Raw genomic sequence first — 23,484 nt, 5'->3', positions numbered from 1 at the left:
ATCCGCCGTGACCGCAGGACGGACTGCGCGTATCGGTGCGGGCGCTGGACTCGCGGCATGAGGTGAGCATGGACACGGCGGCCGAAGCTTCGACGACGCCGGTGCGGGGGTGCGGTTATGGCGGAAGGTGAGCGCCGACCTGACGAGGGCATGCTGGACCGGTCGGAAGGGTTCGGTGAGCGACTGCTGGGGGTGCTGCTGGACCGGGCACACGAGATGCCGCCGCAGCTGATCGCCCCGCTGATCGCGGAAGAGGTGGCCAGGGTCGGTGGCCGCGACGTCTCGATCCTGTTGCAGGACTATGGCCAGCTGGTGTTGGTGCCGTTGCCGGGTCGGCGGCTGATGGTCGGCGAGCCTGAGCCGATCGATGACTCTCCCGCCGGCACAGCCTTTCTGCACACGATCACTGTCGAGGTGCCGCAGTCCGACGGCGTCCGGATGTACCTCCCGTTGCTGGACGGCAGCGACCAGGTGGGCGTGATGGCCCTCACCCTGGACACCGTCGATGACGACGACCGGCGGCTGCTGCGCAGGCTCGCCGGCCTGGTCGCCGACATGCTGGTCACCAAGCACAGCTACACCGATCAGTTCTTCCTCGCCCGGCGCAGCGAACCGATGAGCGTGGCCGCGGAGATCCAGTGGTCCCTGCTGCCGCCGCTGGCGATGGCCGTCCCGCAGGTCGCGGTGGCCGGAATCCTGGAGCCCGCCTACGACGTCGCAGGCGACAGCTTCGACTACGCCCTCAATGAGGACATCCTGCACGTGGCCATGGTCGATGCGATGGGCCACGGCCTGGACGCCGCGACGATGGCGACCGTCGCCGTCGGGGCCTACCGGCACGCCAGACGTGCCGACATCGGCCTGTCCGAGATCTACACGTTCATGGACCGGGCCATCGCCGAGCAGTTCGGGCCCGACCACTTCGTCACCGCCCAGATGATGCGACTGAACATCACGACGGGCCACCTGCAGTGGGTCAACGCGGGCCACCCCGCACCGCTGCTGATCCGTGACCACAAGGTCGTCCAGCAACTGGGAGGCCCGACCACCTTGCCCGTCGGCTTCGGCGGTGAAGAGCCCCGGATCAGCGGGCAGATGCTCCAACGCGGCGACCGAGTGCTGTGCTTCACCGACGGCCTGATCGAAGAGCACGAAGCCGGCGAAGAACAATTCGGCGAAGAACAACTCATCCACTGGGTCAACCGCATCGAACACACAGCGAAGGGAGTACGAGCGGTGGTGCGCTCACTCTCCCACGCCTTGAAGCAGCAGCGGGACTGCCGCACCACCGACGACGCGACCCTCTTCCTGATCGAATGGCGAGGGGGCGCCGCCGACCACCTGGTGCTCCTGGAGTGAGCCGACAACCGACCACCGAAGACAGGGCCGACGCCACAGGGACCCGCTGTCTGGCCAACCTCGGTGCGCACTCGCCCCTGGCTGTCCGCCGGTACGCCCCTGACCACGGCCGCACACGGAACTGGGGTCCTCAACGAGCCCCCACGTCAGCAACGTGACCCGAGGGAACAGGGATTACCGAATGACGTGACGCCAGCCCTGGGGAATCACGCGACCGGATTCTGCGGAGTCGAACTGTTCGACTCCGTCATGCGAGCCACCGCCTGGCGCGGTGCACGGGGTGCCGTACTCGGGCGGCCGTCATGAGTGCTTTCCGTCCGACTGCCGTTGCGATGCCTCGGACATGCGCGAGCCACCGCATTTTTTGCACCGTCCACATCCTGGGATCGGGCAGCTTCGAACCTCCCATCGAAAGACGTGAGGACTACGCTGCTGTGTAGACGTCCCAGACCCCGGCGGCATGCTGTTGTTGAACGCAGATGGCTGCGGGGTGCGGACTCTTCGTCTGTCGCCCGGCGCATCCCTGGAGGGAACTGGGTGGGTCTTCTGTCCTGCTGCGCAGGCTGTCTGACCGGCCGTTGCTCTGCCTCCGCCGAAAATACGCCCCTGCCGGGAGCGCGCCCACAGGGCCAGAACTCCGGCCCACCGTGCCCGCTGCCGGATGGTCTTCCGAACCGAGGCATCATGCCCTTGCCACAGCTCACCGTCTATCGCCATGATCGAAGGAAACGGGCGCTGATCACCCTGGCAGGTGAGATCGACCTCGAATCCGCGCCGTTGGTGCGCGTGTCCCTGGAGCGGTGCCTGCGGGACGGTATCCGCACCATCGACGTCGACCTCACCCCCGTCGCCTTCTGCGACTGCAGCGGACTCAACGCATTCCTCCGCGCTGCGCAACAGGCCACCGTGGTCGGCGGGACCCTGCGACTGCACCATCCGCCGACGACGCTGGCTCGGATTCTCGACCTCGCCGGCTGCGGGTTCCTCCTCCTTGGCCTTCCGTTCGGCCTCCTGCCACCTCCTCTCGGGGACACCCCGGCCACGCCCGCTCCAGCCCCGCCGCACGAGTCTGTCCAGCTGGTGCCTGTCCTCTCGGGTGATGTGCGATGACGGCCGAACCTGGGCGGGGCCAGTCACGGAAGCCGGGGGACGGCGAGCCCTCCGCCATGGCTCCGGCGCTGTTGCGTCGGCTGAACCGCTGGCTGGTGGAGGGCGTGCGTGAGGATCTGGCGGATCTGTATGTGGAGTCCCGCGCAACGGCGCCGGGTGATGCGTACCGCCGTCCCAGCCGCCAGAACTTCCTGAACCGTCTCACCACGGACATGCGCCGACCGGGATTCGCCATGGTGATCGCCGAGATGGACGGACTGATGGGATGCGCCTTCGGATTCCCGGTACGCGGCGACGGCTCCTGGTGGTTCGGCTTCGACGGAGCATTGCCGCGCAGCATCGATCAACTCACGGTGTCCGGCAGGGCCTTCGCGTTCGGTGACCTCCTGATTCGGCCGCACCCGCAGGACCGGGGCCTCGCCCGTCGTGTGCAGGAACGGCTGCTGACCGACCACCAGGCGTCACTCGGTGCCACGCTGGTGGACCGGGCCGATCGTGCAACCTCCGCTGCGCTCCTCTCCCGGGGGTGGCTGGACATCGGAGAGTTCCGCAGGCCGGCCGGTCCCACCACGTTCCGCGCGCTGGTGTTTCCCGTCGGGGAACGCACCACGGCGAGGCTGGAGGGCCTTGTCACGATGCCTGGAGGCGGTGGCCCGGGTGGGCCCTGACAGCCGGTCGACCCGCATTCGGATGCTGGTGGCCGAGCAGGCGGCCCGACGAGGTGCCCGGGTCGGTGTGGTGGACGTGTGCACTGCGGCCGTGGCCGCGCTGCCGGTCGGCGGGGCCGGGCTGTCGGCGATGTCCCGGACCGCGCCGAGCCACCCGCTGTGCAGCACCGACGACATCAGCGAGCAGTTGGAAGAGCTCCAGCTCACGCTGGGCGAGGGGCCCTGCGTGGACGCCTTCCTGCACGGCTCGGCCGTACTGACACCCGATCTGCTCACCCGTGACCTGCAGGACCGTTGGATGGTGTTCGCCGAGGCGGCCCTGGAAGCCGGGGCACGCGCGGTGTTCGCGCTCCCTCTGCAGATGGGAGCGATCAGCCCGGGAGTTCTGGACCTGTACGCCCACGTTCCGGTCCGGTTGAACGCAGAGGAACTGGCGGACGCGTTGGCGTTCGCCGATCTCGCGACTCTGGTGCTGCTCGCCGCGCGAATCGACGAGACGGGCGGGCCGCGCGGTGGCCCCGTCGAGGACCTGGGCGCGTACCGGGCGGAGATCGACCAAGCCAGCGGCATCCTGACCGTCCAGCTCGGCGTCGGCATCGAAGAAGCCTTCGTCCGGCTCCGCGCCTACGCCTATGCGCAGGGACGCCGGCTCGCCGACGTGGCCGCGGACGTGGTGGCCCGTCGGCTCCGTTTCTCACCGGGCGCGGAGCCGGACCAAGCCGATGAGGAAACCTGACCGATCGGTGCCGACCGAGAAACGTGCCGTACTTCCCGCCCCTTCAGGCAGGGACTAGTCTCAATCAAGGGTGCCCACGATGGATCAACAGTTTCTGGCCAAGACCTTCGTCGAGCTGGCCGACAATCTGGTCGCCGACTTCGACCTCATCGACTTCCTGCGCCTGCTGACCGACCGCTGCGTCGGCATGCTCGACGCGAGCGCCGCCGGGGTGCTGCTCGCCGACCGGGACGGCAAACTCCGCGTCATGGCCGCCTCCGACGAACAGGTACGCCTGCTGGAGCTCTTCCAGCTCCAGAACGACGAAGGCCCCTGCCTCGATTGCTTCCGCACCGGCGCACCGGTGATCATCCACGACCTGACCCGGGAGGTCGATCGCTGGCCGCGCTTCGTCAGGGTGGCCCACCGCAGCGGATTCGGGGCCGTCCAGGCCCTGCCCATGCGCCTGCGGGACGAGACCGTGGGCGCCCTGAACCTTTTCCGCGCCGCGCCCGGCCCCTTCGACCCGCCCGCCACACTCATCGCTCAGGCGCTGGCCGACGTCGCCACCATCAGCCTGCTGCAACAACGCACCGTCCACCGCAGCACGGTGCTCAACGAACAGCTGCAGACAGCGCTGAACAGCCGGGTGCTGATCGAACAGGCCAAGGGAAAGCTCGCCGAACGCCAGGGCATCGACATGGAGCAGGCGTTCAGCGCGCTGCGCGGCTACGCCCGCGCCCACAATCGGCGCCTGGCCGATGTGGCCCGTGCCTTCATCGACGACTCCGAACCACTCGCCAGTCTGGGGTCCTGACCCGACCCACGCCCTGGCGGGGGACCGTTACTGCGCTGCGCCGTCCTCGATCAGACGGCGGTGGAGCCGCCCCAGTTCCGGTCATGACGTGGGAAATCTGCGTTCGTGTTCGGGCAGTGCCCGCAGCAGCGGGCGGAGCGCCTCACGGTTGACCATCAGGTCGAAGCCGGGCTCCAGGCCACCGAGAGTGTCGGTCAGTGGGTGGCTGTGCTCGGAGCAACTGGGCGAGTTCCCGGGCAGCCCGCTTTTAAACAGGGGAAACTGCGGCTGCCTACAGGCGATGCGGAGTGTGGAGGGCCGGTGGGCCTGTCATGCCTTCCAGCGACGTGTCGGCAGCGAAGCAGTGATCAGGCAGAACGGGTGAGGAACCGCACGACCGGCGTTTGAGATTCACGAGGCGGGCTACACAACAGAGGCGTCCGACGGCCGTCCTGGACGAAGGCACCGGAGAGTTGAGCTCACAGCTCCCGGTGCCGTCCGCTGGGCGCGCACGCCGTCATCTCCGGTCCTCCGCATGGAGGCGCCGCAATGCTCGGCGCAGCTCCCGCTGTATCGGTTCCGGGAGCGTCTGGTCCTTCGTCGTGGCGACCAGAGCCGCGGCCACGTCACGGAGCTTGATGTTGCAGTGCTGCGACACGTCCACCAGGAGGTCCCAGGCCCGGTCGTTGGAACACGGCGCCAGGGCCATCAGCATGCCGCGTGCCTGGTCGATCACCGCACGGCTCGCCAGCGCCCGCTCCAACTGCTCGCTTCTGGCGCGGAGTTCGATGACCTCGGCCAGCAGAGCCGCGTCCCCCGCCGAAGGCACAGCCGTCAACAGCCGCTGTTCTTCACGGGGCGTGGTCACCTGGTGCATGGTCCGTACCTCACAGGGCAGTCATCCTGTCCATAGGTGGTCAGCGGCGCGCCAGTTGCCGTTCTCCGGCCGCACCGGGCTTGTAGGCCAGTCCGTAGTGCTTGAAGATCGCTTCCTCCTGCTCGGCGGGCAGGACGTCGTCGGTACCGATCGAAGGGGCCTGCTTCACCAACGTTTTGACATAGCCGACCCTGAGATAGTCCGGCCCGGCGATCGCATCATCGAGAGGTACGAAGACCAGACGGTGCCGGGTGGGCAGTCCGATCCGTACCGTGGCCATGGCCGGCTCATCGGTGGTGGTGTCCACATAGACCGCCTCCAGGACACCGATCTTGTGCGACTCGGTGTCGACGACATCGCGGTTGCGCCATTCTCGGACGTCGGCTGCGTGAATCATGACCTCTCCCTACCTGGACGACCCGCCTGGCGGTCGTGAGTCGCACCCCTGGTTCTCCGCGTGAAATCGCCGCAGCGCACGACGCAGCGCACGCTGCATCCGCACCGGGAGCGGCTTGCCCTCCCAGGCGGCGACCAGGGCCGCGGCCGCCTCCGGAAGTTTGACGTTGCACTGCCGAGAGACATCCACCAGCAGTTCCCTGGCCGCCCCGCGGCGGCAGGGAGTCAGGACCATCACCATGCCGCGCGCCTGGTCGATGACCGCACGGCCCGCCAGCGCCCGCCGCAGCTGATCGTTCTCGGCGCGCAGTGCGACGACATCCTGTCCCGCCGGCGCGTTCCCCCACGTGGCCTCGGCCCGCAGATCCCACCACTCCTCTTGGATCACGCTTGTGCGCTGCATGGCATACACCTCTCAACGATCTCGACGCGTCCGGCCTGGCTGGAGCCGTCCCGGAACCCGTGGCTACCGGGCCACTTCACGGGTCACCTGCGGTGTTCGCGGTCCCGACGGTCCTCGCGCCGCCAGCGCGCCCGGTTCTGACGGCCGTAGCGGCGGTCCCAGCGTTCCCGACGATCCCGGCGCTCCCGGTAGTCCCGGTAGTCCCCGAGATCGGAACTGCCGCTACGGCTCCAGCCTCCGCCACGATCGCGGCCGTGGCGGGTGGCGGCGTAGACCAGCGCCGCTGCGACCACCCACCAGATGGGATTGAGGAAGCCGAAGCCGAACAGGACCACGATGAGGACGAGAAGCAGGACGAACACGGAGGGCCTCCCCGGGAGCGGGACACAGCATCGATGCCGGGGACTGGGGCCTCACCCCACAGCGTAGTCCTGCCCAAGGGTTGTGGATACCGTGCGACGTCAACGCGTCCTGCCCGGCATGGATGGCTGCTTGACACCTGTCGGGGAACTGCTGCGAGGGCTAGCGTGCGACATGCCGCCCCTGCCCCCGGCAGCGTCGCACCGCCAGCGCGCTCCCCAGAGGGCGCACCCTGCGCATCGGTGCCGGAACCCGCCGCGTCACGAGCGAGGCCGTTCCCGCACACGCCCATCGTCACGCGATCCCGGTCGCGCCCCGATGCGCCCCAAGCGGGCACCGATCTGCTGCCCGCCGCGTCGCACGAATCCCACAACGGGCGGTACCCATGTACGCGCTGATCGTTCCCGCTTCGACCCCCTTCGTCCTGCTCGCCACCGTGCTGGGCATGTCCTGGTGGGAGGACCACATCCTGCCGACGCCGCCGACCGGGCCGGTCGAAGCCCTCGCCGAGGCTCCGTTCACCCCAGCGGCCCCAGCCCAGCTCCCAGAACTCCCCAGTGTCGAGCTGCGTTGACAAGGGAGGATGCCGGGCGTTGACTGGCAGCACGGCGTAGGGCTATGCCACTCCGGATCATTCGGGCGCAGCATTCCACCTTCCCGCTTCGCCCGGACCCCGCGGAATCAAGGAAATCCCCGCGATCTGGAGGCCCGGCAATGTTCTGGATTCTTCTCCTTCTGCTGATCCTGGTGGTCTTCGGGTTCGGCTTCACGATGCAGATCCTGTGGTGGGTCGCGGCCGTCCTGCTGGTCGTCTGGATCGTCGGCTTCGCCAAGCGCGGTCGCAGCGGTGGCCGCCGCCGGTACAGCCGCGGCCGCAGGTAATCCACTCCATGCCCCATCTCACCCCGCGGGAATGACTGGCCTGTACGGCGATCACGCGCGGGATCCCCTCCAGCCGACATACAGAGGACAGTTATGAGCGTCGGACAGACGATCAGGCACAAAACACAGGAATTCAAGGGCCGGATCACCGAACGCATCGGCCGGACCACCCGCAATCGTCGACTGCAGCGCGAAGGCAGGACCTACCGGGTCTCCGGAAGCCTGAAGCGGGCCGGAGACAAGGCCAAGGACGCTTTCAGGCGCTGACCACATGCGCCCCGGGTGGTGCCCACGTCGAGTGGGAACCACCCGGCCCACCCCAATACTCAATGGACAGACAGGAATTGACGGAAATGAAGCAAACCAACGTGCGAACCGAGAGCCAAAGAAAGCAGCCATACGCTGCCCCCACCGGTCCAAGACGGGTGACCGTGGGGTGGCTTGGAATGGAGTGAGGCGCACACTGGAAGAGCACACACCTTCCTTGCGGGGGCGTGCCGGTGATGGGGCTCACCGCAGCTGCGGAGGCATCCGCTGACGGTCCCTGGCTCAGCCGTGCTGACCAGGAGAAGCCATACCCGTACTCAGCGCTCTCGCCCTGCCCGGGCTCGCGTCGGCCACTGGCCTGTGGCACGGCGGTCTTCGCCTTCTCTCCTGCCTGCGTCGTCATCGCCCCGCTGCCGTCCGTGTGCCGCGAGCATCCCAGGTGCGGGCACTGTGCTGGCCGTACTGGACGATGCGGTTACGGTCCAGCAGCCTGCCGACGCGGCGGTGGCCGCCTGCGGATCACTGGACGGGGTGGCCGGGCGGCCAGCCCAGGACTGCGGCAGGGCCGGGGCGCAGTTTCACCGGCTGCGGGTACGTCTGCGGGAGGTGCCGGTCACCGATGCCGACCTGGTCGAGGTGCGGGCGCTGGTCGGGCGGCTGCTGGCCTACGACCAGTGGATGGGATCCCGGCCGTCTTGGTGGGGGAGGCCCGATGAGGGGGAGGGCGCTGCGCCCCATCCTGCAACGGTTGCGGGACGACGGCGGTGTCGACCTCACCCGGGAGGTGTACGTGATCAGCCCCTTCCGCACCATCGTGGCTGGGGCACGGAGGACCTGCCGTGGTCTGCTCTCCGAACGGGCGAGTCGGCACCATCCACACGACTCAAGGGAAGGAGGCCGACGGTGTGCTCCTCATCCTCGGCACCGACCCGCGACACCCCGGCGCCCGTGCCCGGGCCGCCTCCCGTTTCAATCTCCTGAACGTCGCCGTCAGCCGCGCCAAGCGCCCCCTGTTCGTCATTGGCAACCGCGACGCTTGGCGTAACCATCGGATTTCGCCACCCTCGTCGACACACTGCCCACGCACGACAGGCGGCGAGGGGCGGTTGCTCGGCTACCGTGTCCAGGAAGCCGACGCACAACTCGTAGTCCTCGAGGTGGTCCCGTTCACGCTCCACGCCCTGCCGGATCCGCACCAGGAGCTCGGCGATGCCCTGTAACTCATCCCGGCCGAGGCCGGAGTTGTCCTGGCTCTGGGTTGACTGGAAGGCCCCCGGCTGGTTCTGCACCATTCTGCATTGATCCGCTGTTCTGAATGCCCGTGTTGGTGCCACCGGGCTGCTGCCTGCGGCCGAACATCACACTGCCCCTCCTGCCTTCTGATGAGAGCCCACGGCCCCCGGCTGGTTCTGCACGTTGCTCATTTCACCAGTGTTGATGATGCCGTTGTTGAGGACGACCGTGATTCGTTCCCTGTACTCGCCGGTGTCCACGTTGTGCTCGACGAGGAAACCCTCGACCGCAGCTAGGACGCGGCCCTGCATCATCTCGATGTAGCGGCGGGCGTCGTCGTACTGGAGCATGTCGTCCATGTATCGGGTCGAGTAGACCTCCCGCAGGCTCACCGGCCCATTACCGAGGTCCTGTGCGGGCCGCAGCTCGCTGCTCTTGGGCCGCTTGAATAGCCGGACCACGAACCAGCCCGTGTCCACGGCAGCGAGATACGCCGTGCGCCGCCGCCATGCCCACCCGGCGCCCGCCGCCTTCTTCTCCGCCTCGCGTACAACGGGGTGGACCGGGTTGACAACGTGGGGGCGCACGACGACCCGCAGGTAGTGGTTCTCGTAGGCGAAGCCCACCAAGATCGAGGCCACCAGCTCGCCGTCCCAAGAGGTCATCCGCGCGCACAGAAAACGTCGGGCGACCTTCGGCGCACGTTGCGCGTCCGCTGCCATCACGCCTTCCCGGGCCAGCGTGATCAGCCCCTCCCACAGTTCGGGCGTCAGCGTCTCCCAGCGGGCAGCGGCGATAGCCGCGACGCCGAACACCTCCTGCTGGCTGTCGGGGTGGAAGTCGGGCAGCGGCTTGATGGGACGCTGCAGTTCGCGGGCTACATGCGCGTGCAGGTCGTCCGGGGTGAACCGGACCACCCCGTCACCGGGACGGGCCCCGGCCAACAGTTCCTCCACACTGGGCAGAGCACGCAAAGGGCTTTTTCCGTCTTCAGAGCCCTGGCCGTCGTCCCCGTCCCTCGGCTTGGCCGGCATCACGCCGCCCACAGTCCGATCAGGGCCGCGAGCGGCGCCAGGTAGGCGAGCGGTGCAGCACCCACAGCCCGCCCGCCACACAGGCCAGGACAGTGAGAGCACGACGTAGCCACAGCAGGCGTTGCGCCTGCGCGCACGCGTTCAGTACGGGCTCCAGGTCGAAGCCCTGCGACGGCACCGGCCGTCCTTCGGCCGCGATCCGGCGGCGCACCCATCGCGCGTACTCGTGGCCGACCGGTACCCGTGGCTGACTGGGCGCGGTCGGCTCCTCCTCGTCGTCCAACAGCTTCTTCAGATCGACTTGCTCATCAGCGATGGCTCGCTTCGCGGCCTGCTCCAGGCGCCGCTCGCGCACCTTCTTGGGGGTGAGTCTGTCGCCGAGCTGCTTTGCCTTCTTCCGCCGCCACTTTCCGAGCTTCTCGGCGAACTCCTCGGCTCTGTCCGGCCGCAGGTGCGCGACCGCGCACAGTAATCGGGTGGGCTCGGTCATTCCGCCTGTGCCTTGGCCGGCCGGATGGTGGCCATTCACCCCGTACAGCGGCACCGTCGGCATCTTCAGCAGCGACCAAGCTCCGTCTGCCTTATCTTCCGCAGATCTTGCTGACTCCGTGTCCATGCACCCCCCGTCTGCTAATACGACGACCAATCGTGCCCCACCCGGGCGGTCGCTGCCTAGCACGCCTAAGCGCCTCAAAAGCACCAAATCGGCAACGGCGGCTGGAAGTTCGGGCGACGATGCATCGGAGCGGGTTCGGTGGTGAGGAACCGCTGCCGGGCACGACCGAGGCAGCCGAGCAGTCCGTCCGCGTCGGCTACTACCTCCAGCGCTTCCCGCCCGCGCGTACGCCGCCGTGCTCAATGTCATGCGCAACGCCGCCCAGCCCTTCGGCATTCCGGTCCCGGCCCGCCCCAACATCTCCATGACCGCACCCTGGCTGACCTGACCCACCGGATCTACGCCTTCGAGTCTCCTTCAGCCCCGACATCTCTGAACCCACCTCGACGGCCTCGACTTCAGCCGCGCCGCCCGCCCTCGATGTGACCGTCGGCGGCCTGGTCGGTGACGTCACCCCCACTACGAGCCCCGTGAATCCTTCGGCTTCGCCCTGGCGTGAGCCTTGCACCGCACGGTCGAAGGCACGCCGCACGGGCCGAGCAGCGCCGGTAGCCGTGCGGGCGTCTCCTGGGTCATTCGGTGACGTCGACGCCGTAGCCCCGGGCCAGGTCGGCCAGGCCGTGGTCGTAGCCCTGTCCGACGGCGCGCAGCCGCCAGCCGTCGCCTCGGCGGTAGATCTCGGCAAGGATCAGGGTGCGCTCGGTGGTGGCAGCGTCGAGGGTGGCCCGGGCGGTCGGGGACTCGCCGATCCCGCAGGTGACGGTGATCTCGATGGCGCCGACGTCGGAGAATGTCGCGGCGCCGTCGATCGCGGCGGCGATGACGACCCGGCTGACTTCCAAGGGCAGCCGATCCAGGTCGGCGGTGACAGCCTGCTCCGTCGGGCTGTCCGTGGCGAGCCGTACGGTGCCGTCCGGGTGTTCGGGCGCGTTGTAGAAGACGAAGTCCTCGTCCCCTGCCACCTGCTCATGCGCGTCGAGTGTGAAGGCGGCGACGTCCACGTCGCAGGCGGTGTGCTGGCCCCACGTGGCGGCCACCGTCCAGGCTGTGTCGGCGTCGGGCAGGTCGATGACGGCGCCTCGGACCAGTACCTCTGCCGTGTCCGGCTGGTTTCCGGGCGTGCTCTGTGCCGACGTGGGTATCGGGGCAGGGGCGGGTGCGAGGAGCCAGTCGGCGTCGTGCACGCGTAGTCCAAGGGAGGCGATGCGGCTCATACGCCGGTCCGATTCGCCGCCGGGCAGCACCAGGATGTCGGTCACTCTGGCCGAGAGGTTAACCGCTGCGGAGGCACCGAGGGCGACAACGCGAGCGCGTGCCGCCGCGGCCTCCTCGTGAGTGCCGCCCAGGACCAGGACCCGACGCCCGGCCAGCGACCGGTCCGCGTCGGCGGTGGGTGTGGTCGGTGCAGTGGTGGGCTGTGCGGGGACGTCCGGCGTGGGCGTGGACTTTGCGGTCCTCGCGTTACCAGGTGTCTCGGCCGTGCGGCGTTGCCCGGCGGTGCCGGCGCGGGCGGTGCCCTTGGCCTGGCCGGGCTGCACATTCTCCAGCAGCTGGAGGTAGGTCGGCTCGTCCACGAGGGGGACGCCCTCGGCTGCGGCGCGACGCAGTTTGCCGGATGCGGCGCCGGGATCGTTGGTGACGACGACGCTGGTCTGGCCGCTGACCGAGGTCATCATGTTCAGCCCGGCCGCCACCGAGCGGGCGGCCAGTTCCTCGCGGGAGACCTGGGTGTCCCCGGTGATGGCGACCTTCATCCCCTGCACCAGTGGCCCGCCCTCCGCCAGGCGGCCCGGATTGCGGTAGGCGCAGGGGGTCTTGGGGACGTAGGGCTTGTAGTCCTGGCGGGGTGGGCAGGACAACAGCGGCAAGGGCAGGCCCAACTGCTTGGCGGCGTCCAACGAGCCCTGCAGGACGCCCGAGAGCACCCGTACATCGTCCCGCGCGTCGTGGGCCCGTTCCTGGCGCACGCCATAGTGCGCGGCGAGAGTGCCCAGCTTGAGGTCGGGCGTCACGGGCCCGACCAGGCGGTTGAGCGCCAGAGTGCACAGGCGTCTGCTGACCGGGACCCAGGAACGGACACGGGCGAACTCATGGGCCAGGAAGTCGTAGTCGAACTGCGCGTTGTGGGCGACCAGGACGCGGCTGCTGAGCAGTGCCCCCACCTGCGGCGCTATCTCCTCGAAGGTGGGCGCGCCCGCAAGACGCGCTGGGGTGAGGCCATGGATGTGCACCGGGCCGGGGTCGCAGCCCGGATTGAGGAGAGTGGAGAACTCTCCTGTCTGCCGGCCGTGTCCGTCGAGCGTGAGGACCGCCAGGGAAAGGGCGCGGTCCCTGCCGGGCCTCAGCCCGGAGGTCTCCACATCCACCAGCGCCCAGTCGTGGAAGTAGTCGGGCACGGTGGGCCACTTCGGACTCGACGACAGCACGGCCATGTTGGGGCTTCCCTCCTGGGTGTGGCAGGCGGCGCGAAGCCTGCCCGCGGTGATGGTCGACCGGGTGGGATTCTGGCATGCGTCGGACGCTGTTCGTGGTGGAACCGTCACGGAGGGCCAGCCCGGCCGCTCAGCCGCTTCAAGCTTTCCAGGGCGAACGAGGCCAGCATCTACACCACCGAGACGCACGCCTCAGGGGCCAGCGCTCTGTCCGGCACAGGAAGACAGATCTCGGCCCTGCCCACGCCGCCGTGGCTCCGGGAGGAAGTCTTGGCCAACGGGCAGGGAATGGCACGGCTGTCTGAGCCCAAGACCAGCGCATAAGCAGGGAGGGGCCCCGACCGCGCTTCGGTCGAGGCCATGAGAAGGACTTCGGATCGGCGCGTCATGCCACAGCGGCCAGCGTATTGCAACAGGCGGCGTGACATGCGGCGTTGGCGGCGGGCGCAGGGTTTTCGAGGGGGAGCGGGGGACCGGGGAGCGGTATGCGTGTGCAAGCGCCCCCAGGGGTGGCCGGTCGTGCGAGGGGGCGGATTTGATGTGGCGCGCTGCGTCCTCCAGCGGCGTACGCCTATCGGGGAGGTTGCGTGCCGTCCTATGATCATTACTCCGTGTTCAAGGGGGCTTCGAGGGGGGCGAGGCATGGCTGCAGGCGGTTCGGCGTCACGGCGGGCCCTGGAGGCGCGGCGGCAAGAACGGCTGTTACGTGAGCAGTGGCAGGCCGCTCGCCGCCAGGCCCGCAGGTGGGAGGCGGCGAGCGAGGGGGAGCGAAGCGTTGCCGCCCAACTGCTGGTGCTGACCGAGCGGAAGTGGCGGCTGCTGGTGGACCGGCGTTGGCCGGGTACGCGGGCGGCCAATGTGGATATGTTGCTGGTCGGCCCCAGCGGTGTGTTCGTCATCGATGTCAAGAACTGGCGAGCCGCGCCGGAGATATCGGATGGAAGGCTCTGGGCTGACGGCCAGTCGCGCGATGAGCATGTGCGCAAGCTGCTGGCGGTGACGAAGACCGCGGAAGGCGCGGTGGCGTCCCTGGGGCTGTCCCCAGTGGCCGTACAGCCGCTTATGGTCTTCGCTGGGCAGCGGTCAACCCGAGCTGGGCGGATCCGGGTGCTGGGTGAGTACGAGGTCGGGCCGGCGTTGCTCTCGGAGTACCGTCGGCTCCGCCCGGAGCAGGTCCGGGCCCTCGCCGACCATATGGAACGGGTCTTTCCCGAGTACGAGGGCTCGGCGGTCGGCGAGGCGGCGTTAGAAGAAGCGAGACGGGTCACGATCGAGCAGTGGATGACCTTCCTCGACCCCGACCAGGTCACCCTCGTCCGTCGCAACTGGGCGGGCCCTGCACTGATCAGCGGTCCGGCGGGGACGGGCAAGACGGTCGTCGGCCTGTACCCACGCGTTCGGCGGCCTCGGCGGCGGCGAGCTGCGGTGTGGTGACGATCAGGATCTCCGCGTGCGGGATCAGCTGGGCGACGGAGATGGGTACATCGCCAGTGCCGGGCGCCCAGGCCGAGCTGGACGACGATGGTCGCGGCGCCATTTGTATACTCGCAAGTAAACGCGCGGGAGGCGGTCCGCCGGATGACAGCAGAGCAAGCAGCGGAGCGAACAGCGGAGCAGGCAGCCCCCGGACCCGCGCCGGTCAGGCGGATGCGCCGGGCCGAGCGGCGTGAGCAGATACTCGACGCCGCCACCCGGGCGTTCGCCCGCACCGGATTTGCCGCCACCGGCCTCGACGATGTCGCCGCTGAGGCGGGTATCACCCGCGTGATGCTGTACCGGCACTTCGAGTCCAAGGCCGATATGTACCGAGCGGCTCTGGACCGCGCCTGCACCCGGCTGGCGGAGACGGTGGGATGCGACAACTTCGACGGCGACTCGATACCCGCCCTGGTACGCGCCGCCTCAGCCGACCCCGACGCCTTCCGGCTGCTGTTCCACCATGCCGCCAGGGAACCGGAGTTCTGCGACCTCATCGACACCCTCACCGTGGCCTCCGCCGAGATCGCTCAGCGCAACCTCGCCCAGCGCATCCCCGCCGGACCGTGGCTGGACTGGGCGGCACATGTGATCCCCTCGTTCACCACCGAGGCCGTCATCGGCTGGCTGGACGCCGGCCAGCCCGATCCCGAGCTGGCCGCGGAGCGGATCGATCAGGCCGTACAGGGCATCATCGAAGCCGCGCGGTCTGCCAACAGCTAGATTGTCATTGACGCTCCATCAGGTGGCGAGCTGTTCAGGGCCAGGCGTCGGCGACAACGAACGAAACCATCGTGCCGCCGAACCGGCTCGGTCCCGCGTGCCAGGAGTCGGCCAGCGCGCTGACCAGGCACAGACCACGCCCATGGGCCTCATCGGCGGCGGCCTGACGCATCCGCACCTTGTCCGGCAACCCTGGATTGTGCACATCGACCCGCAGCGACGTCCCGTCCCGCCACCACTCGACCCGCACTCGCCACTCGCCCTTGGCCTGGCCGTAGAGGATCGCGTTGGTCACCAGCTCCGAGAGCATCAGCAGACAGTCGTCGAGGGAACAGGCGATGCCGTACGGGGCGATGAACTTCCGGAACCAGCGGCGGGCCCGGGGCACCGACTCCGGCAGCGGATGCAAAGTCATCACGCCGAGCGATGTACGACCCGCGCCGGCTTCGCCGTAGCCATCCATGACGTCGTCCATCCGGGCAGCTCCTCACCGGTGCCGTCGCAGTTCAGGTAACGCTGCCCGCGACACCCTCGATAGCTCGACAGGTAATACGCGCGCATGCGTCCCGCCGCTCATCGGGCGTGCAGCGGGCTGGGGCGTGCTCGACTCCCATGAGGCGCTTGGGGGTTGCGCACATATGCGGGGATCGGTGTCCGGCCCCAGGTCAGCAGGTGGTGCGGGTTGTGCCCTGATCTTCCGCTCAACCCCGCCCGCAGCGCTTGACGGTGGCCTTCTGCTGCTCAGCGGCGGTGTTCTTCTGGCACTCCTGCTGATGGTGCTGGGACAAGCTCGCTCCTTACGCCAGCGCGTGGCGGTTCTTCCTACTGTCCCCCGTTTGGCCTAATCCGGCATCTTGGGCCCACTCTCGAACATTTACGCGTGAGGCCGTACCATCCGCCCATGTCGAAGAACGGTCAGTGGTACCCGCCCGAGTGGCCGGAGCGTATCCGGGCCCTCGCGCGTGGTGAGCTCACCCCGGTGGTCCCGCGCCGGGCCGCCACCGTCATGCTGCTGCGGGATGAGGTGGGCGGAGCGTCCGTTCATATGCTGCGGCGGCGGGCTTCCATGGCCTTTGCCGGGGGTGCCTACGCGTATCCCGGCGGCGCCGTCGATCCGCGCGATGAGGGTGCGGTGGGGTGGGCCGGGCCGTCCCGGGAGGAGTGGGCCGGGCGGCTCGGGGTCGATACGGCGGCGGAGGCGCAGGCCATTGTGTGCGCGGCCGTCCGGGAGACGTTCGAGGAGGCGGGGGTGCTGCTCGCCGGGGAGGACGTGGATTCCGTGATCGCCGATACGACCGGTGCGGGGTGGGAGGCCGACCGGGCCGCGTTGGTGCGCCGTGAGCTGCCCTTCGCGGATTTTCTGGCGCGGCGGTCCCTGGTGCTGCGCAGTGATCTGCTGGGTGCCTGGGCACGCTGGATTACGCCGGAGTTTGAGGAGCGGCGCTATGACACCTGGTTCTTTGTCGCCGCCCTGCCCCAGGGACAGCGCACCCGGAACGCGTCGACGGAGGCGGACCGTACAGTGTGGACAAGGCCTGCGGACGCGGCGGCGGGCTATGACAGGGGCGAGCTGCTGATGATGCCGCCGACGATCGCCACCCTGCGTGAGCTGGCGCCGCACCACAGCGCGACGGGGGCGCTGGCCGCCGCTGGACGACAGGACCTGACGCCCGTACAGGCGCGGGCGCGGCTGGAAGGTGAGCAGATCGTGCTGAGCTGGCCGGGCCACGATGAGTTCGAGAAAAGGATCTGCACAGAATGACGAACGCCGCCGCCCTTCCCGGGCAGCCGCGTGGCGGCACGATCAGCGGACCCGCCTCCGAGCGGGCCGAGTGTGTGCTGGCGCCCAACGCCTCGCCGATGACGCTGGACGGCACCAATACCTGGATCGTCGCCGAGCCGGACTCCAGGCTCGCGGTTGTTATCGATCCGGGTCCGCTGGATGAGGGGCATCTGCGGAATGTCATCGACACCGTCGAGCGGGCGGGCCGACGGGTCGGGCTTACGTTGCTGACCCACGGCCACCCGGACCACGCCGAAGGCGCGGCCCGCTTCGCGGAGTTGACGGGTGCGAACGTACGGGCGCTGGACCCCGCGCTACGGCTCGGCGGCGAAGGCCTGGCTGCGGGTGATGTGGTGACCACGGGTGGTCTGGAGCTGCGGGTGGTGCCCACACCGGGGCACACCGAGGACTCGCTCTGTTTCCATCTGCCGGCGGACCGGGCCGTGCTGACCGGCGATACGGTGCTGGGCCGCGGCACCACAGTGGTCGCCCATCCTGATGGGCGACTGGGCGAATACCTTGACTCGCTGCGGCGGCTGCGCTCGCTGACCGTGGACGACGGCGTACGGACGGTGCTGCCCGGACACGGGCCGGTGCTGGCCGATGCCCAGGGCGCGATCGACTACTACCTGGTGCACCGCGCGAACCGGCTCGCCCAGATCGAGACGGCGGTGGAGAGGGGTTACCGCACGCCGCCCGAGGTGGTCGCCCATGTCTATGCGGACGTGGACCGCAGCCTGTGGCCCGCAGCCGAGCTGTCGGTACGCGCACAGCTGGAATATCTGCGCGAGCACGGGCTCGTCTGACGGGCTCGTCTGACGGGATCCTCTGACCGGCTCAGCCGACCTGGCAGACGCCCCTTGTCCGCGCTGCCCTCGGGACTGGGCGCCCTCGGACTGGGCGGCCTGGCGGAAGCTGTGCACGCGGTTCTGAGGCGGTGCTTCAGCGGCTGCGCTTGGCCAGCCGCTCCACATCCAGCAGGATCACCGCACGGGCCTCCAGCCGGAGCCAGCCACGGCCCGCGAAGTCGGCCAGGGCCTTGTTGACGGTCTCCCGGGAGGCACCGACCAGCTGGGCCAGCTCCTCCTGGGTGAGGTCATGGACGACGTGGATGCCCTCTTCGGACTGGACGCCGAACCGGCGGGACAGGTCGAGCAGAGCCTTGGCGACCCGGCCCGGAACATCGGAGAAGACCAGGTCGGACATGGAGTCATTGGTCCGGCGCAGCCGCCGGGCGACAGCGCGCAGCAGCGCCGTGGCGACCTCCGGGCGTACGTTCAGCCAGGGCTGCAGATCACCGTGGCCCAGCCCGAGGAGCTTGACCTCGGTGAGCGCGGAGGCCGTCGCCGTACGCGGGCCCGGGTCGAACAGGGAGAGCTCACCGATGAGCTCGCCGGGGCCCAGGACGGCCAGCATGTTCTCCCGGCCGTCGGGTGAGGTGCGGTGCAGCTTCACCTTTCCCTCGGTCACCACATAGAGGCGGTCGCCGGGGTCGCCTTCGTGGAACAGGGCCTCACCGCGGGCCAGTGTTGTCTCGGTCATGGAGGCACGCAGCTCAGCGGCCTGCTCCTCATCGAGCGCCGCGAAGAGCGGGGCGCGCCGCAGAACGTCGTCCACGAGTTCTCTCCTTGTCGACCGTGCCCATGGGGTGTGGCCCCCATAATGCCGGACGTTTGAAACAGTGCGATCAGTCACAAGTTTGACGCACTCCACGCGGGTGGCGTACGGCAGGGGGCCTATCGAGCTGTGAATCACCCATGAGCGGGGCGAATGTCGGCGGTCCCCCTTACGCTGGCCGAGTGTCCAATACCCCGGTGAGAGCACATGGAAAGGGGGTCAGGCGGGTGACGGCATCCCGAGATTCCGCTGTGGGCGAACAGGCGTCCACCAAGAAGGCGAAAGCGACAAAAGGGGTCAAAATTGCCAAGCCTGAGTCGCGGCTCGCGCTGGTCCGCCGGGCGCGGCGTATCAACCGCGAGCTGGCCGAGGTCTACTACTACGCACACCCCGAGCTGGACTTTGAGAACCCGTTCCAGCTGCTCGTAGCGACCGTGCTCTCCGCCCAGACCACAGATCTACGGGTCAACCAGACCACGCCCGCAGTTTTTGCCGCCTACCCCACCCCCGAGGACATGGCGGCGGCCAACCCCGAGGAGCTGGAGGAGCTGATCCGCCCGACCGGCTTCTTCCGCAACAAGACCAAGTCGCTGCTCGGCCTCTCAGCGGCGCTGCGGGACAACTTCGGCGGCGAGGTGCCCGGCCGTCTGGAAGACCTGGTCAGCCTGCCCGGGGTGGGCCGTAAGACAGCCTTCGTAGTGCTGGGCAACGCCTTCGGGGTGCCGGGCCTGACCGTGGATACCCACTTCGGACGGCTGGTGCGGCGCTGGGGCCTGACCGACCAGACCGATCCGGACAAAATCGAGGCGGAGATCGCGGAAATCCTCCCCAAGAGTGAGTGGACGATGTTCTCGCACCGGACGATCTTCCACGGTCGGCGGGTATGCCACTCCCGTAAGCCCGCCTGCGGAGCCTGCCCGATAGCGCACCTCTGCCCCGCGTACGGCGAGGGCGAGACGGACCCCGAGAAGGCGAAGAAGCTCCTCAAATACGAGCTGGGCGGCCAGCCCGGCCAGCGCCTCAAGCCCCCGGCCGACTATCCGGGGCAGCCCGCGCCGCCGCTGGGGGCGCGGTGACGCCCGCGCGGCATCAGGGGCCCGGACAGGCCAGCACGGCCAGCACGGGCCGTACGGCAAGTACACCCAGCTCGGGTCGTACAGCCAGTACACCCAGCACAGCCCGCCAGGCCCGCACGGTCGCCGTCAGCGATGACGGGCTCCCCGAGTGGCTGCGGCCCGTGGCCCGGGCGGCCGCGACCGTCCGGCCCGAGCAGCTCAGCCGGTTCCTGCCGCCGTCCACCGGCGGCCGGCAGTCCGCGGTGCTGGTGCTTTTCGGGAAGGGTGAGCGGGGGCCGGAGCTGTTGCTGCTGGAGCGGGCGTCCAGCCTGCGCTCACACGCCGGTCAGCTGTCCTTCCCCGGCGGTGCCCTCGACCCCGAGGACGGGGACCCGGAGGGGGAGGGCCCGCTGCGGGCCGCCCTGCGGGAGGCCGAGGAGGAGACCGGGCTCAATCCGGCCGGGGTGCAGATCTTCGGCGTGCTGCCCCGGCTGTACATCCCGGTGAGCGGCTTTGTCGTCACCCCCGTGCTGGGCTGGTGGCGGGAGCCGACCCCGGTGGTGGCGGTGGACGCGGGCGAGACGGCCCGGGTCTTCACCGTGCCGGTCGCCGACCTGGCCGACCCGGCCAACCGCGGTGTCGCCGTACACCCGAGCGGACACCGCGGGCCATGCTTCCAGGTGGCTGACGCCCTGGTGTGGGGCTTTACGGCCGGGGTGATCGACCGGATTGTCCACTTCGCGGGCTGGGAGCAGCCCTGGAACCGGGACCGGAGTATGCCGCTCGACTGGCACGCATGAGACGGTACCCGGGTGTTTTTGACTGGTGACGACGAGACGAGGCTGTAGCGGTGAACGTGCTGGACGTCGTGCTCGTGCTCGCTGCTGTCTGGTTCGCGATCATCGGCTACCGCCAAGGCTTTGTCGTCGGCGTCCTGTCGGTCATCGGATTCCTCGGCGGCGGTCTGGTCGCGGTGCTGGTGCTGCCACCGCTGTGGAGGAAGCTCAGCGACGATGCCTCCCCGGGCACGCTCGGCGCGGTCGCGGCGGTGGTCATTGTGATCGTGTGCGCCTCCGTCGGGCAGGCCTTCACCACCCATCTCGGCAATAAACTCCGGCGCTACATCACCTGGTCACCGGCGCGCGCGCTCGACGCCACGGGCGGCGCGCTCGTCAATGTCGCGGCGATGCTGCTGGTCGCCTGGCTGATCGGCTCCGCGCTGGCTACCACGACCTTGCCGACCCTCGGCAAGGAGGTGCGTAACTCCACGGTGCTGCAAGGTGTCTCCCGCCTGATGCCGGACCATGCCGACACCTGGTTCACCGACTTCACCTCGGTGCTCGCACAGAACGGCTTCCCGCAGGTCTTCTCGCCCTTCGCCAATGAGCCGATCACCTCGGTACCAGAGCCCGACCCGAAGCTCTCGGGCAATCCGGCGGTGGCCCGCGCCAAGCAGTCCATTGTCAAGGTGACGGGCACCGCCCCGAGCTGCGGCAAGGCCCTGGAAGGCACCGGCTTTGTGTTCGCCGAGGGCAGGGTGATGACCAACGCGCATGTCGTCGGAGGCGTCAGCGAGCCGACCGTGCAGATCGGCGGCGAGGGGCGGCTCTACGATGCCGAGGTGGTGCTCTACGACTGGGAGCGGGACATCGCTGTCCTCGATGTGCCCCGGCTGGACACCCCCGCGCTGGAGTTCGCCAAGGGCGGCGCGGCCACCGGTGACGACGCCATCGTGGCGGGCTTCCCGGAGAACGGCGGCTTTGACGCCCGCTCGGCGCGGGTCCGCGGCCGTATCCAGGCCAGCGGCCCGGACATCTACCATCGCGGTACGGTGCGCCGCGATGTCTACTCCCTCTACGCCACGGTGCGGCAGGGCAACTCCGGCGGGCCGCTGCTCACCCCGGACGGCAAGGTGTACGGCGTCATCTTCGCCAAGTCGCTGGACGACGCGAATACGGGCTACGCCCTGACCGTCGATGAGGTCCGGGAGGACATCACTCGCGGCCGCGCGGCGCGGGGGCCGGCTGACACCCAGGGCTGCGCCATGTAGGGCTCGCTCCCCGATCCCGCCTCTTCCCGGCTGTGTCGATATGCGGCTCCGCCGCGTGGTGGGGCTTCGCCCGGCTGCGGGGGTGCCGTGGGTGGGCTTCCCCAATTCCCGCCCCTTCCCGGAAACCGGGGCTTCGCCCCGGGGCCCCGGGGTTGGCCGGGTGCGGGCCGGTGGCCGGGTGTTGTGCCCACCAAGCGTCGCGAGCTCCGCCCCGGGGTTGGCCGGAGCGTCGTGGCTGGGATGGGTGGGTGGTTGCGTAGCAGGGCGGGCCCACGCCCCTCGCGGGGCTGCGAGTGCCCACAACGCTGTGGGGGTCTGGGGGCGGATGCCCCCAGTTTCGGGAAGGTGGGGACACCTCCTGGGGGCACCTCCCAGACGGAGTCTGGGGGAGGTAGCTGGGGGAGGGTCAGGGGAGCCCACCCGCGCAGCGGCCTAGCCGCGTGGGTGGCGTAGGCGGGCGCTGACCCAGCGGGCGCGGCGCCGGAGAATGCGCGGAATTCCCAGGGGATCACGCGGATCGCGAGGGTTGTTGTGCGGGGAGTGGGAGGCCGTGCCCTGCACGGCGCCCTTCTCCCGGATGTTGCGAGACACGTCACGGTAGTCGTGCGTCCAGCCCATACCCCGGACTCTGCCCGGGCCCTTAGGTCGGTAACCGCCGCATGGCCCTTCAATTGGCCTATGCGTCGGGCAATTGTGTGATTGACCGACTGGTCAGCGGTCCGGCTCTGGGTCCTTCAGCCAGTCGATCAGCTCGGTGGTGAACGCCACCGGGTCCTCTTCATGCGGAAAGTGCCCCAAACCATCGAATAGCCGCCAGCGGTACGGAGCTTCGACATACTCTCCCGATCCCGCCGAGCTACGCGTACGCATGACCGGATCGAGTGAACCGTGCAGATGCAGGGTCGGCACCCGTACCGGGCGCTTCATCCGCCGGTTGAACTGGATGCCGTCAGGCCGGGCCATCGACCGCACCATCCAGCGGTAAGGCTCGATTGAGCAGTGTGCCGTGGACGGGATGCACATCGCCCGCTGATAGGTCTCGATATCCGTGTCGTCCGGCAGCCGTGGCCCGGACCACTCCCGGATCAACCGGCCGACCAGCGCCCCGTCATTCGCGATCAGCCGCCGCTCCGGCGCCCATGGCCGCTGGACGCCCCATACGTAGGAACCGGCGGCCGTCTGCCGTGCGTCGCTGAGCATCGCCGCCCGCCAGCGCCGTGGATGCGGCATCGAGGCGACGGCCAGCCGCCGGATGAGCTTCGGCCGCATCACGGCCGCCGTCCAGGCCAGATAGCCGCCCAGGTCGTGCCCGACCAGCGCGGCGTCCGGCTCGCCCAGCGAGCGGATCACCCCGGTGATGTCGAGCGCCAGATTCGCCGGGTCGTAACCCCGGGGCGTGCGGTCGCTGCCGCCCACGCCGCGCAGGTCCATCGCCACCGCGCGATACCCCGCGTCCGCGAGCGCGGGCAGCTGATGCCGCCAGGTCCACCAGAACTGTGGAAAGCCGTGCAGCAGCAGCACCAGCGGACCGTCGCCCATTTCGGCGATATGGAAGCGGGCACCGTTGGCGGCGACATCCCGGTGGTTCCAGGGGCCGTCCAGTGCTGCGGACATGGGTACGGAGACCGTCAT

Annotated in this window: 28 protein-coding genes and 1 pseudogene; 16 read left to right on the top strand and 13 right to left on the bottom strand. The window is 69.1% G+C overall.

The window, feature by feature from the left end; translation table 11 throughout:
- The first annotated feature begins 117 nt into the window (after positions 1-117).
- From test1122_RS11865 to test1122_RS11845, 5 genes are all read left to right on the top strand, one after another.
- Positions 118-1,359 carry a PP2C family protein-serine/threonine phosphatase gene (locus test1122_RS11865; protein ID WP_232269145.1) on the top strand — a complete coding sequence of 414 codons (1,242 nt, stop codon included), beginning with the start codon at positions 118-120 and terminating at the stop codon, positions 1,357-1,359.
- Between the two features lie 684 nt (positions 1,360-2,043).
- Positions 2,044-2,469 (top strand): STAS domain-containing protein, encoded by a 426-nt coding sequence (locus tag test1122_RS11860; RefSeq protein ID WP_232269144.1) that lies wholly within the window; start codon positions 2,044-2,046, stop codon positions 2,467-2,469.
- Complete coding sequence (locus tag test1122_RS11855; RefSeq protein WP_232269143.1) at positions 2,466-3,137, top strand: hypothetical protein; 672 nt, start codon at positions 2,466-2,468, stop codon at positions 3,135-3,137. Before test1122_RS11860 ends, test1122_RS11855 begins: the two co-directional genes overlap by 4 nt.
- A complete protein-coding gene (locus test1122_RS11850; protein ID WP_232269142.1) occupies positions 3,097-3,873 on the top strand; it encodes an ANTAR domain-containing protein in 777 nt (258 codons plus the stop codon). Before test1122_RS11855 ends, test1122_RS11850 begins: the two co-directional genes overlap by 41 nt.
- 79 nt (positions 3,874-3,952) lie before the next feature.
- Positions 3,953-4,669 carry a GAF and ANTAR domain-containing protein gene (locus test1122_RS11845; protein WP_232269141.1) on the top strand — a complete coding sequence of 239 codons (717 nt, stop codon included), beginning with the start codon at positions 3,953-3,955 and terminating at the stop codon, positions 4,667-4,669.
- A gap of 496 nt (positions 4,670-5,165) precedes the next feature.
- Here test1122_RS11845 and test1122_RS11835 read toward each other — a convergent pair whose 3' ends face one another.
- From test1122_RS11835 to test1122_RS11820, 4 genes are all read right to left on the bottom strand, one after another.
- Positions 5,166-5,525: an ANTAR domain-containing protein gene (locus test1122_RS11835; RefSeq protein WP_232269140.1), complete on the bottom strand. Its 360-nt coding sequence runs from the start codon at positions 5,523-5,525 to the stop codon at positions 5,166-5,168.
- 40 nt (positions 5,526-5,565) lie between these two features.
- Positions 5,566-5,922, bottom strand: coding sequence for a PRC-barrel domain-containing protein (locus test1122_RS11830; protein WP_232269139.1), 357 nt, complete (start codon positions 5,920-5,922; stop codon positions 5,566-5,568).
- A 9-nt stretch (positions 5,923-5,931) separates the two neighbouring features.
- Entirely contained in the window at positions 5,932-6,324 is a 393-nt protein-coding gene (locus test1122_RS11825) for an ANTAR domain-containing protein (protein ID WP_232269138.1), read from the bottom strand.
- Between the two features lie 83 nt (positions 6,325-6,407).
- A complete protein-coding gene (locus test1122_RS11820) occupies positions 6,408-6,686 on the bottom strand; it encodes a hypothetical protein (RefSeq protein WP_232269137.1) in 279 nt (92 codons plus the stop codon).
- A 383-nt stretch (positions 6,687-7,069) separates the two neighbouring features.
- Between test1122_RS11820 and test1122_RS11815 the strand changes: the two genes are divergently transcribed.
- The 3 genes from test1122_RS11815 (at position 7,070) to test1122_RS11805 (ending at position 7,833) form a co-directional block, all read left to right on the top strand.
- A complete protein-coding gene (locus test1122_RS11815) occupies positions 7,070-7,258 on the top strand; it encodes a hypothetical protein (RefSeq protein WP_232269136.1) in 189 nt (62 codons plus the stop codon).
- A 140-nt stretch (positions 7,259-7,398) separates the two neighbouring features.
- Positions 7,399-7,566 carry a hydrophobic protein gene (locus test1122_RS11810; protein WP_232269135.1) on the top strand — a complete coding sequence of 56 codons (168 nt, stop codon included), beginning with the start codon at positions 7,399-7,401 and terminating at the stop codon, positions 7,564-7,566.
- Between the two features lie 93 nt (positions 7,567-7,659).
- On the top strand, positions 7,660-7,833 hold the full coding sequence (locus tag test1122_RS11805) for a CsbD family protein (RefSeq protein ID WP_232269134.1): 174 nt from the start codon (positions 7,660-7,662) through the stop codon (positions 7,831-7,833).
- A 519-nt stretch (positions 7,834-8,352) separates the two neighbouring features.
- Here test1122_RS11805 and test1122_RS11800 read toward each other — a convergent pair.
- Complete coding sequence (locus test1122_RS11800) at positions 8,353-8,571, bottom strand: hypothetical protein (RefSeq protein WP_232269133.1); 219 nt, start codon at positions 8,569-8,571, stop codon at positions 8,353-8,355.
- A 167-nt stretch (positions 8,572-8,738) separates the two neighbouring features.
- On the opposite strand from test1122_RS11800, the gene test1122_RS11795 reads away from it, so the two are divergent.
- Positions 8,739-9,053, top strand: a complete 315-nt coding sequence (locus tag test1122_RS11795; protein ID WP_232269132.1) for a hypothetical protein — start codon at positions 8,739-8,741, stop codon at positions 9,051-9,053.
- Positions 9,054-9,191: 138 nt separating this feature from the next.
- Here test1122_RS11795 and test1122_RS11790 read toward each other — a convergent pair whose 3' ends face one another.
- From test1122_RS11790 to test1122_RS11780, 3 genes are all read right to left on the bottom strand, one after another.
- A complete protein-coding gene (locus test1122_RS11790; RefSeq protein WP_232269131.1) occupies positions 9,192-10,022 on the bottom strand; it encodes a hypothetical protein in 831 nt (276 codons plus the stop codon).
- A gap of 97 nt (positions 10,023-10,119) precedes the next feature.
- A complete protein-coding gene (locus test1122_RS11785; protein ID WP_232269130.1) occupies positions 10,120-10,590 on the bottom strand; it encodes a hypothetical protein in 471 nt (156 codons plus the stop codon).
- Between the two features lie 698 nt (positions 10,591-11,288).
- A complete protein-coding gene (locus test1122_RS11780; RefSeq protein ID WP_232269129.1) occupies positions 11,289-13,148 on the bottom strand; it encodes a TerD family protein in 1,860 nt (619 codons plus the stop codon).
- A 360-nt stretch (positions 13,149-13,508) separates the two neighbouring features.
- On the opposite strand from test1122_RS11780, the gene test1122_RS11775 reads away from it, so the two are divergent.
- Positions 13,509-14,582, top strand: coding sequence for an NERD domain-containing protein (locus test1122_RS11775; RefSeq protein ID WP_338423532.1), 1,074 nt, complete (start codon positions 13,509-13,511; stop codon positions 14,580-14,582).
- Here test1122_RS11775 and test1122_RS11770 read toward each other — a convergent pair.
- A pseudogene (locus tag test1122_RS11770) lies at positions 14,533-14,646 on the bottom strand (P-loop NTPase); the annotation flags it as partial. The gene test1122_RS11775 and the pseudogene test1122_RS11770 sit on opposite strands and share 50 nt — an antisense overlap.
- 80 nt (positions 14,647-14,726) lie before the next feature.
- Here test1122_RS11770 and test1122_RS11765 point away from each other — a divergent pair.
- Positions 14,727-15,347, top strand: a complete 621-nt coding sequence (locus test1122_RS11765) for a TetR/AcrR family transcriptional regulator (RefSeq protein ID WP_232269127.1) — start codon at positions 14,727-14,729, stop codon at positions 15,345-15,347.
- Positions 15,348-15,381: 34 nt separating this feature from the next.
- Here the strand turns inward: test1122_RS11765 and test1122_RS11760 are convergent, their stop codons facing one another.
- On the bottom strand, positions 15,382-15,822 hold the full coding sequence (locus test1122_RS11760; RefSeq protein ID WP_232269126.1) for an ATP-binding protein: 441 nt from the start codon (positions 15,820-15,822) through the stop codon (positions 15,382-15,384).
- Positions 15,823-16,248: 426 nt separating this feature from the next.
- Between test1122_RS11760 and test1122_RS11755 the strand changes: the two genes are divergently transcribed.
- Positions 16,249-17,109, top strand: coding sequence for an NUDIX hydrolase (locus test1122_RS11755; RefSeq protein ID WP_232269125.1), 861 nt, complete (start codon positions 16,249-16,251; stop codon positions 17,107-17,109).
- A complete protein-coding gene (locus test1122_RS11750; RefSeq protein ID WP_232269124.1) occupies positions 17,106-17,936 on the top strand; it encodes an MBL fold metallo-hydrolase in 831 nt (276 codons plus the stop codon). Before test1122_RS11755 ends, test1122_RS11750 begins: the two co-directional genes overlap by 4 nt.
- Before the next feature lie 136 nt (positions 17,937-18,072).
- Here test1122_RS11750 and test1122_RS11745 read toward each other — a convergent pair whose 3' ends face one another.
- Positions 18,073-18,747 carry a Crp/Fnr family transcriptional regulator gene (locus test1122_RS11745; protein ID WP_232269123.1) on the bottom strand — a complete coding sequence of 225 codons (675 nt, stop codon included), beginning with the start codon at positions 18,745-18,747 and terminating at the stop codon, positions 18,073-18,075.
- A gap of 227 nt (positions 18,748-18,974) precedes the next feature.
- Between test1122_RS11745 and nth the strand changes: the two genes are divergently transcribed.
- The 3 genes from nth (at position 18,975) to test1122_RS11730 (ending at position 21,852) form a co-directional block, all read left to right on the top strand.
- Entirely contained in the window at positions 18,975-19,823 is an 849-nt protein-coding gene (gene nth / locus test1122_RS11740) for an endonuclease III (protein WP_232269122.1), read from the top strand.
- 152 nt (positions 19,824-19,975) lie between these two features.
- Positions 19,976-20,602, top strand: coding sequence for an NUDIX hydrolase (locus tag test1122_RS11735; RefSeq protein WP_232271874.1), 627 nt, complete (start codon positions 19,976-19,978; stop codon positions 20,600-20,602).
- Between the two features lie 50 nt (positions 20,603-20,652).
- Entirely contained in the window at positions 20,653-21,852 is a 1,200-nt protein-coding gene (locus tag test1122_RS11730; RefSeq protein WP_232269121.1) for a MarP family serine protease, read from the top strand.
- Between the two features lie 432 nt (positions 21,853-22,284).
- Here the strand turns inward: test1122_RS11730 and test1122_RS11725 are convergent, their stop codons facing one another.
- Positions 22,285-22,470, bottom strand: a complete 186-nt coding sequence (locus tag test1122_RS11725; protein ID WP_232269120.1) for a hypothetical protein — start codon at positions 22,468-22,470, stop codon at positions 22,285-22,287.
- A 93-nt stretch (positions 22,471-22,563) separates the two neighbouring features.
- Positions 22,564-23,484 carry an alpha/beta fold hydrolase gene (locus tag test1122_RS11720; RefSeq protein WP_232269119.1) on the bottom strand — a complete coding sequence of 307 codons (921 nt, stop codon included), beginning with the start codon at positions 23,482-23,484 and terminating at the stop codon, positions 22,564-22,566.

It is taken from the genome of Streptomyces gobiensis, from assembly GCF_021216675.1.
Taxonomy (GTDB): domain Bacteria; phylum Actinomycetota; class Actinomycetes; order Streptomycetales; family Streptomycetaceae; genus Streptomyces; species Streptomyces gobiensis.
Note: the sequence above shows the minus strand (reverse complement) of the source record. Positions and strands in the feature narration are given on the sequence as shown.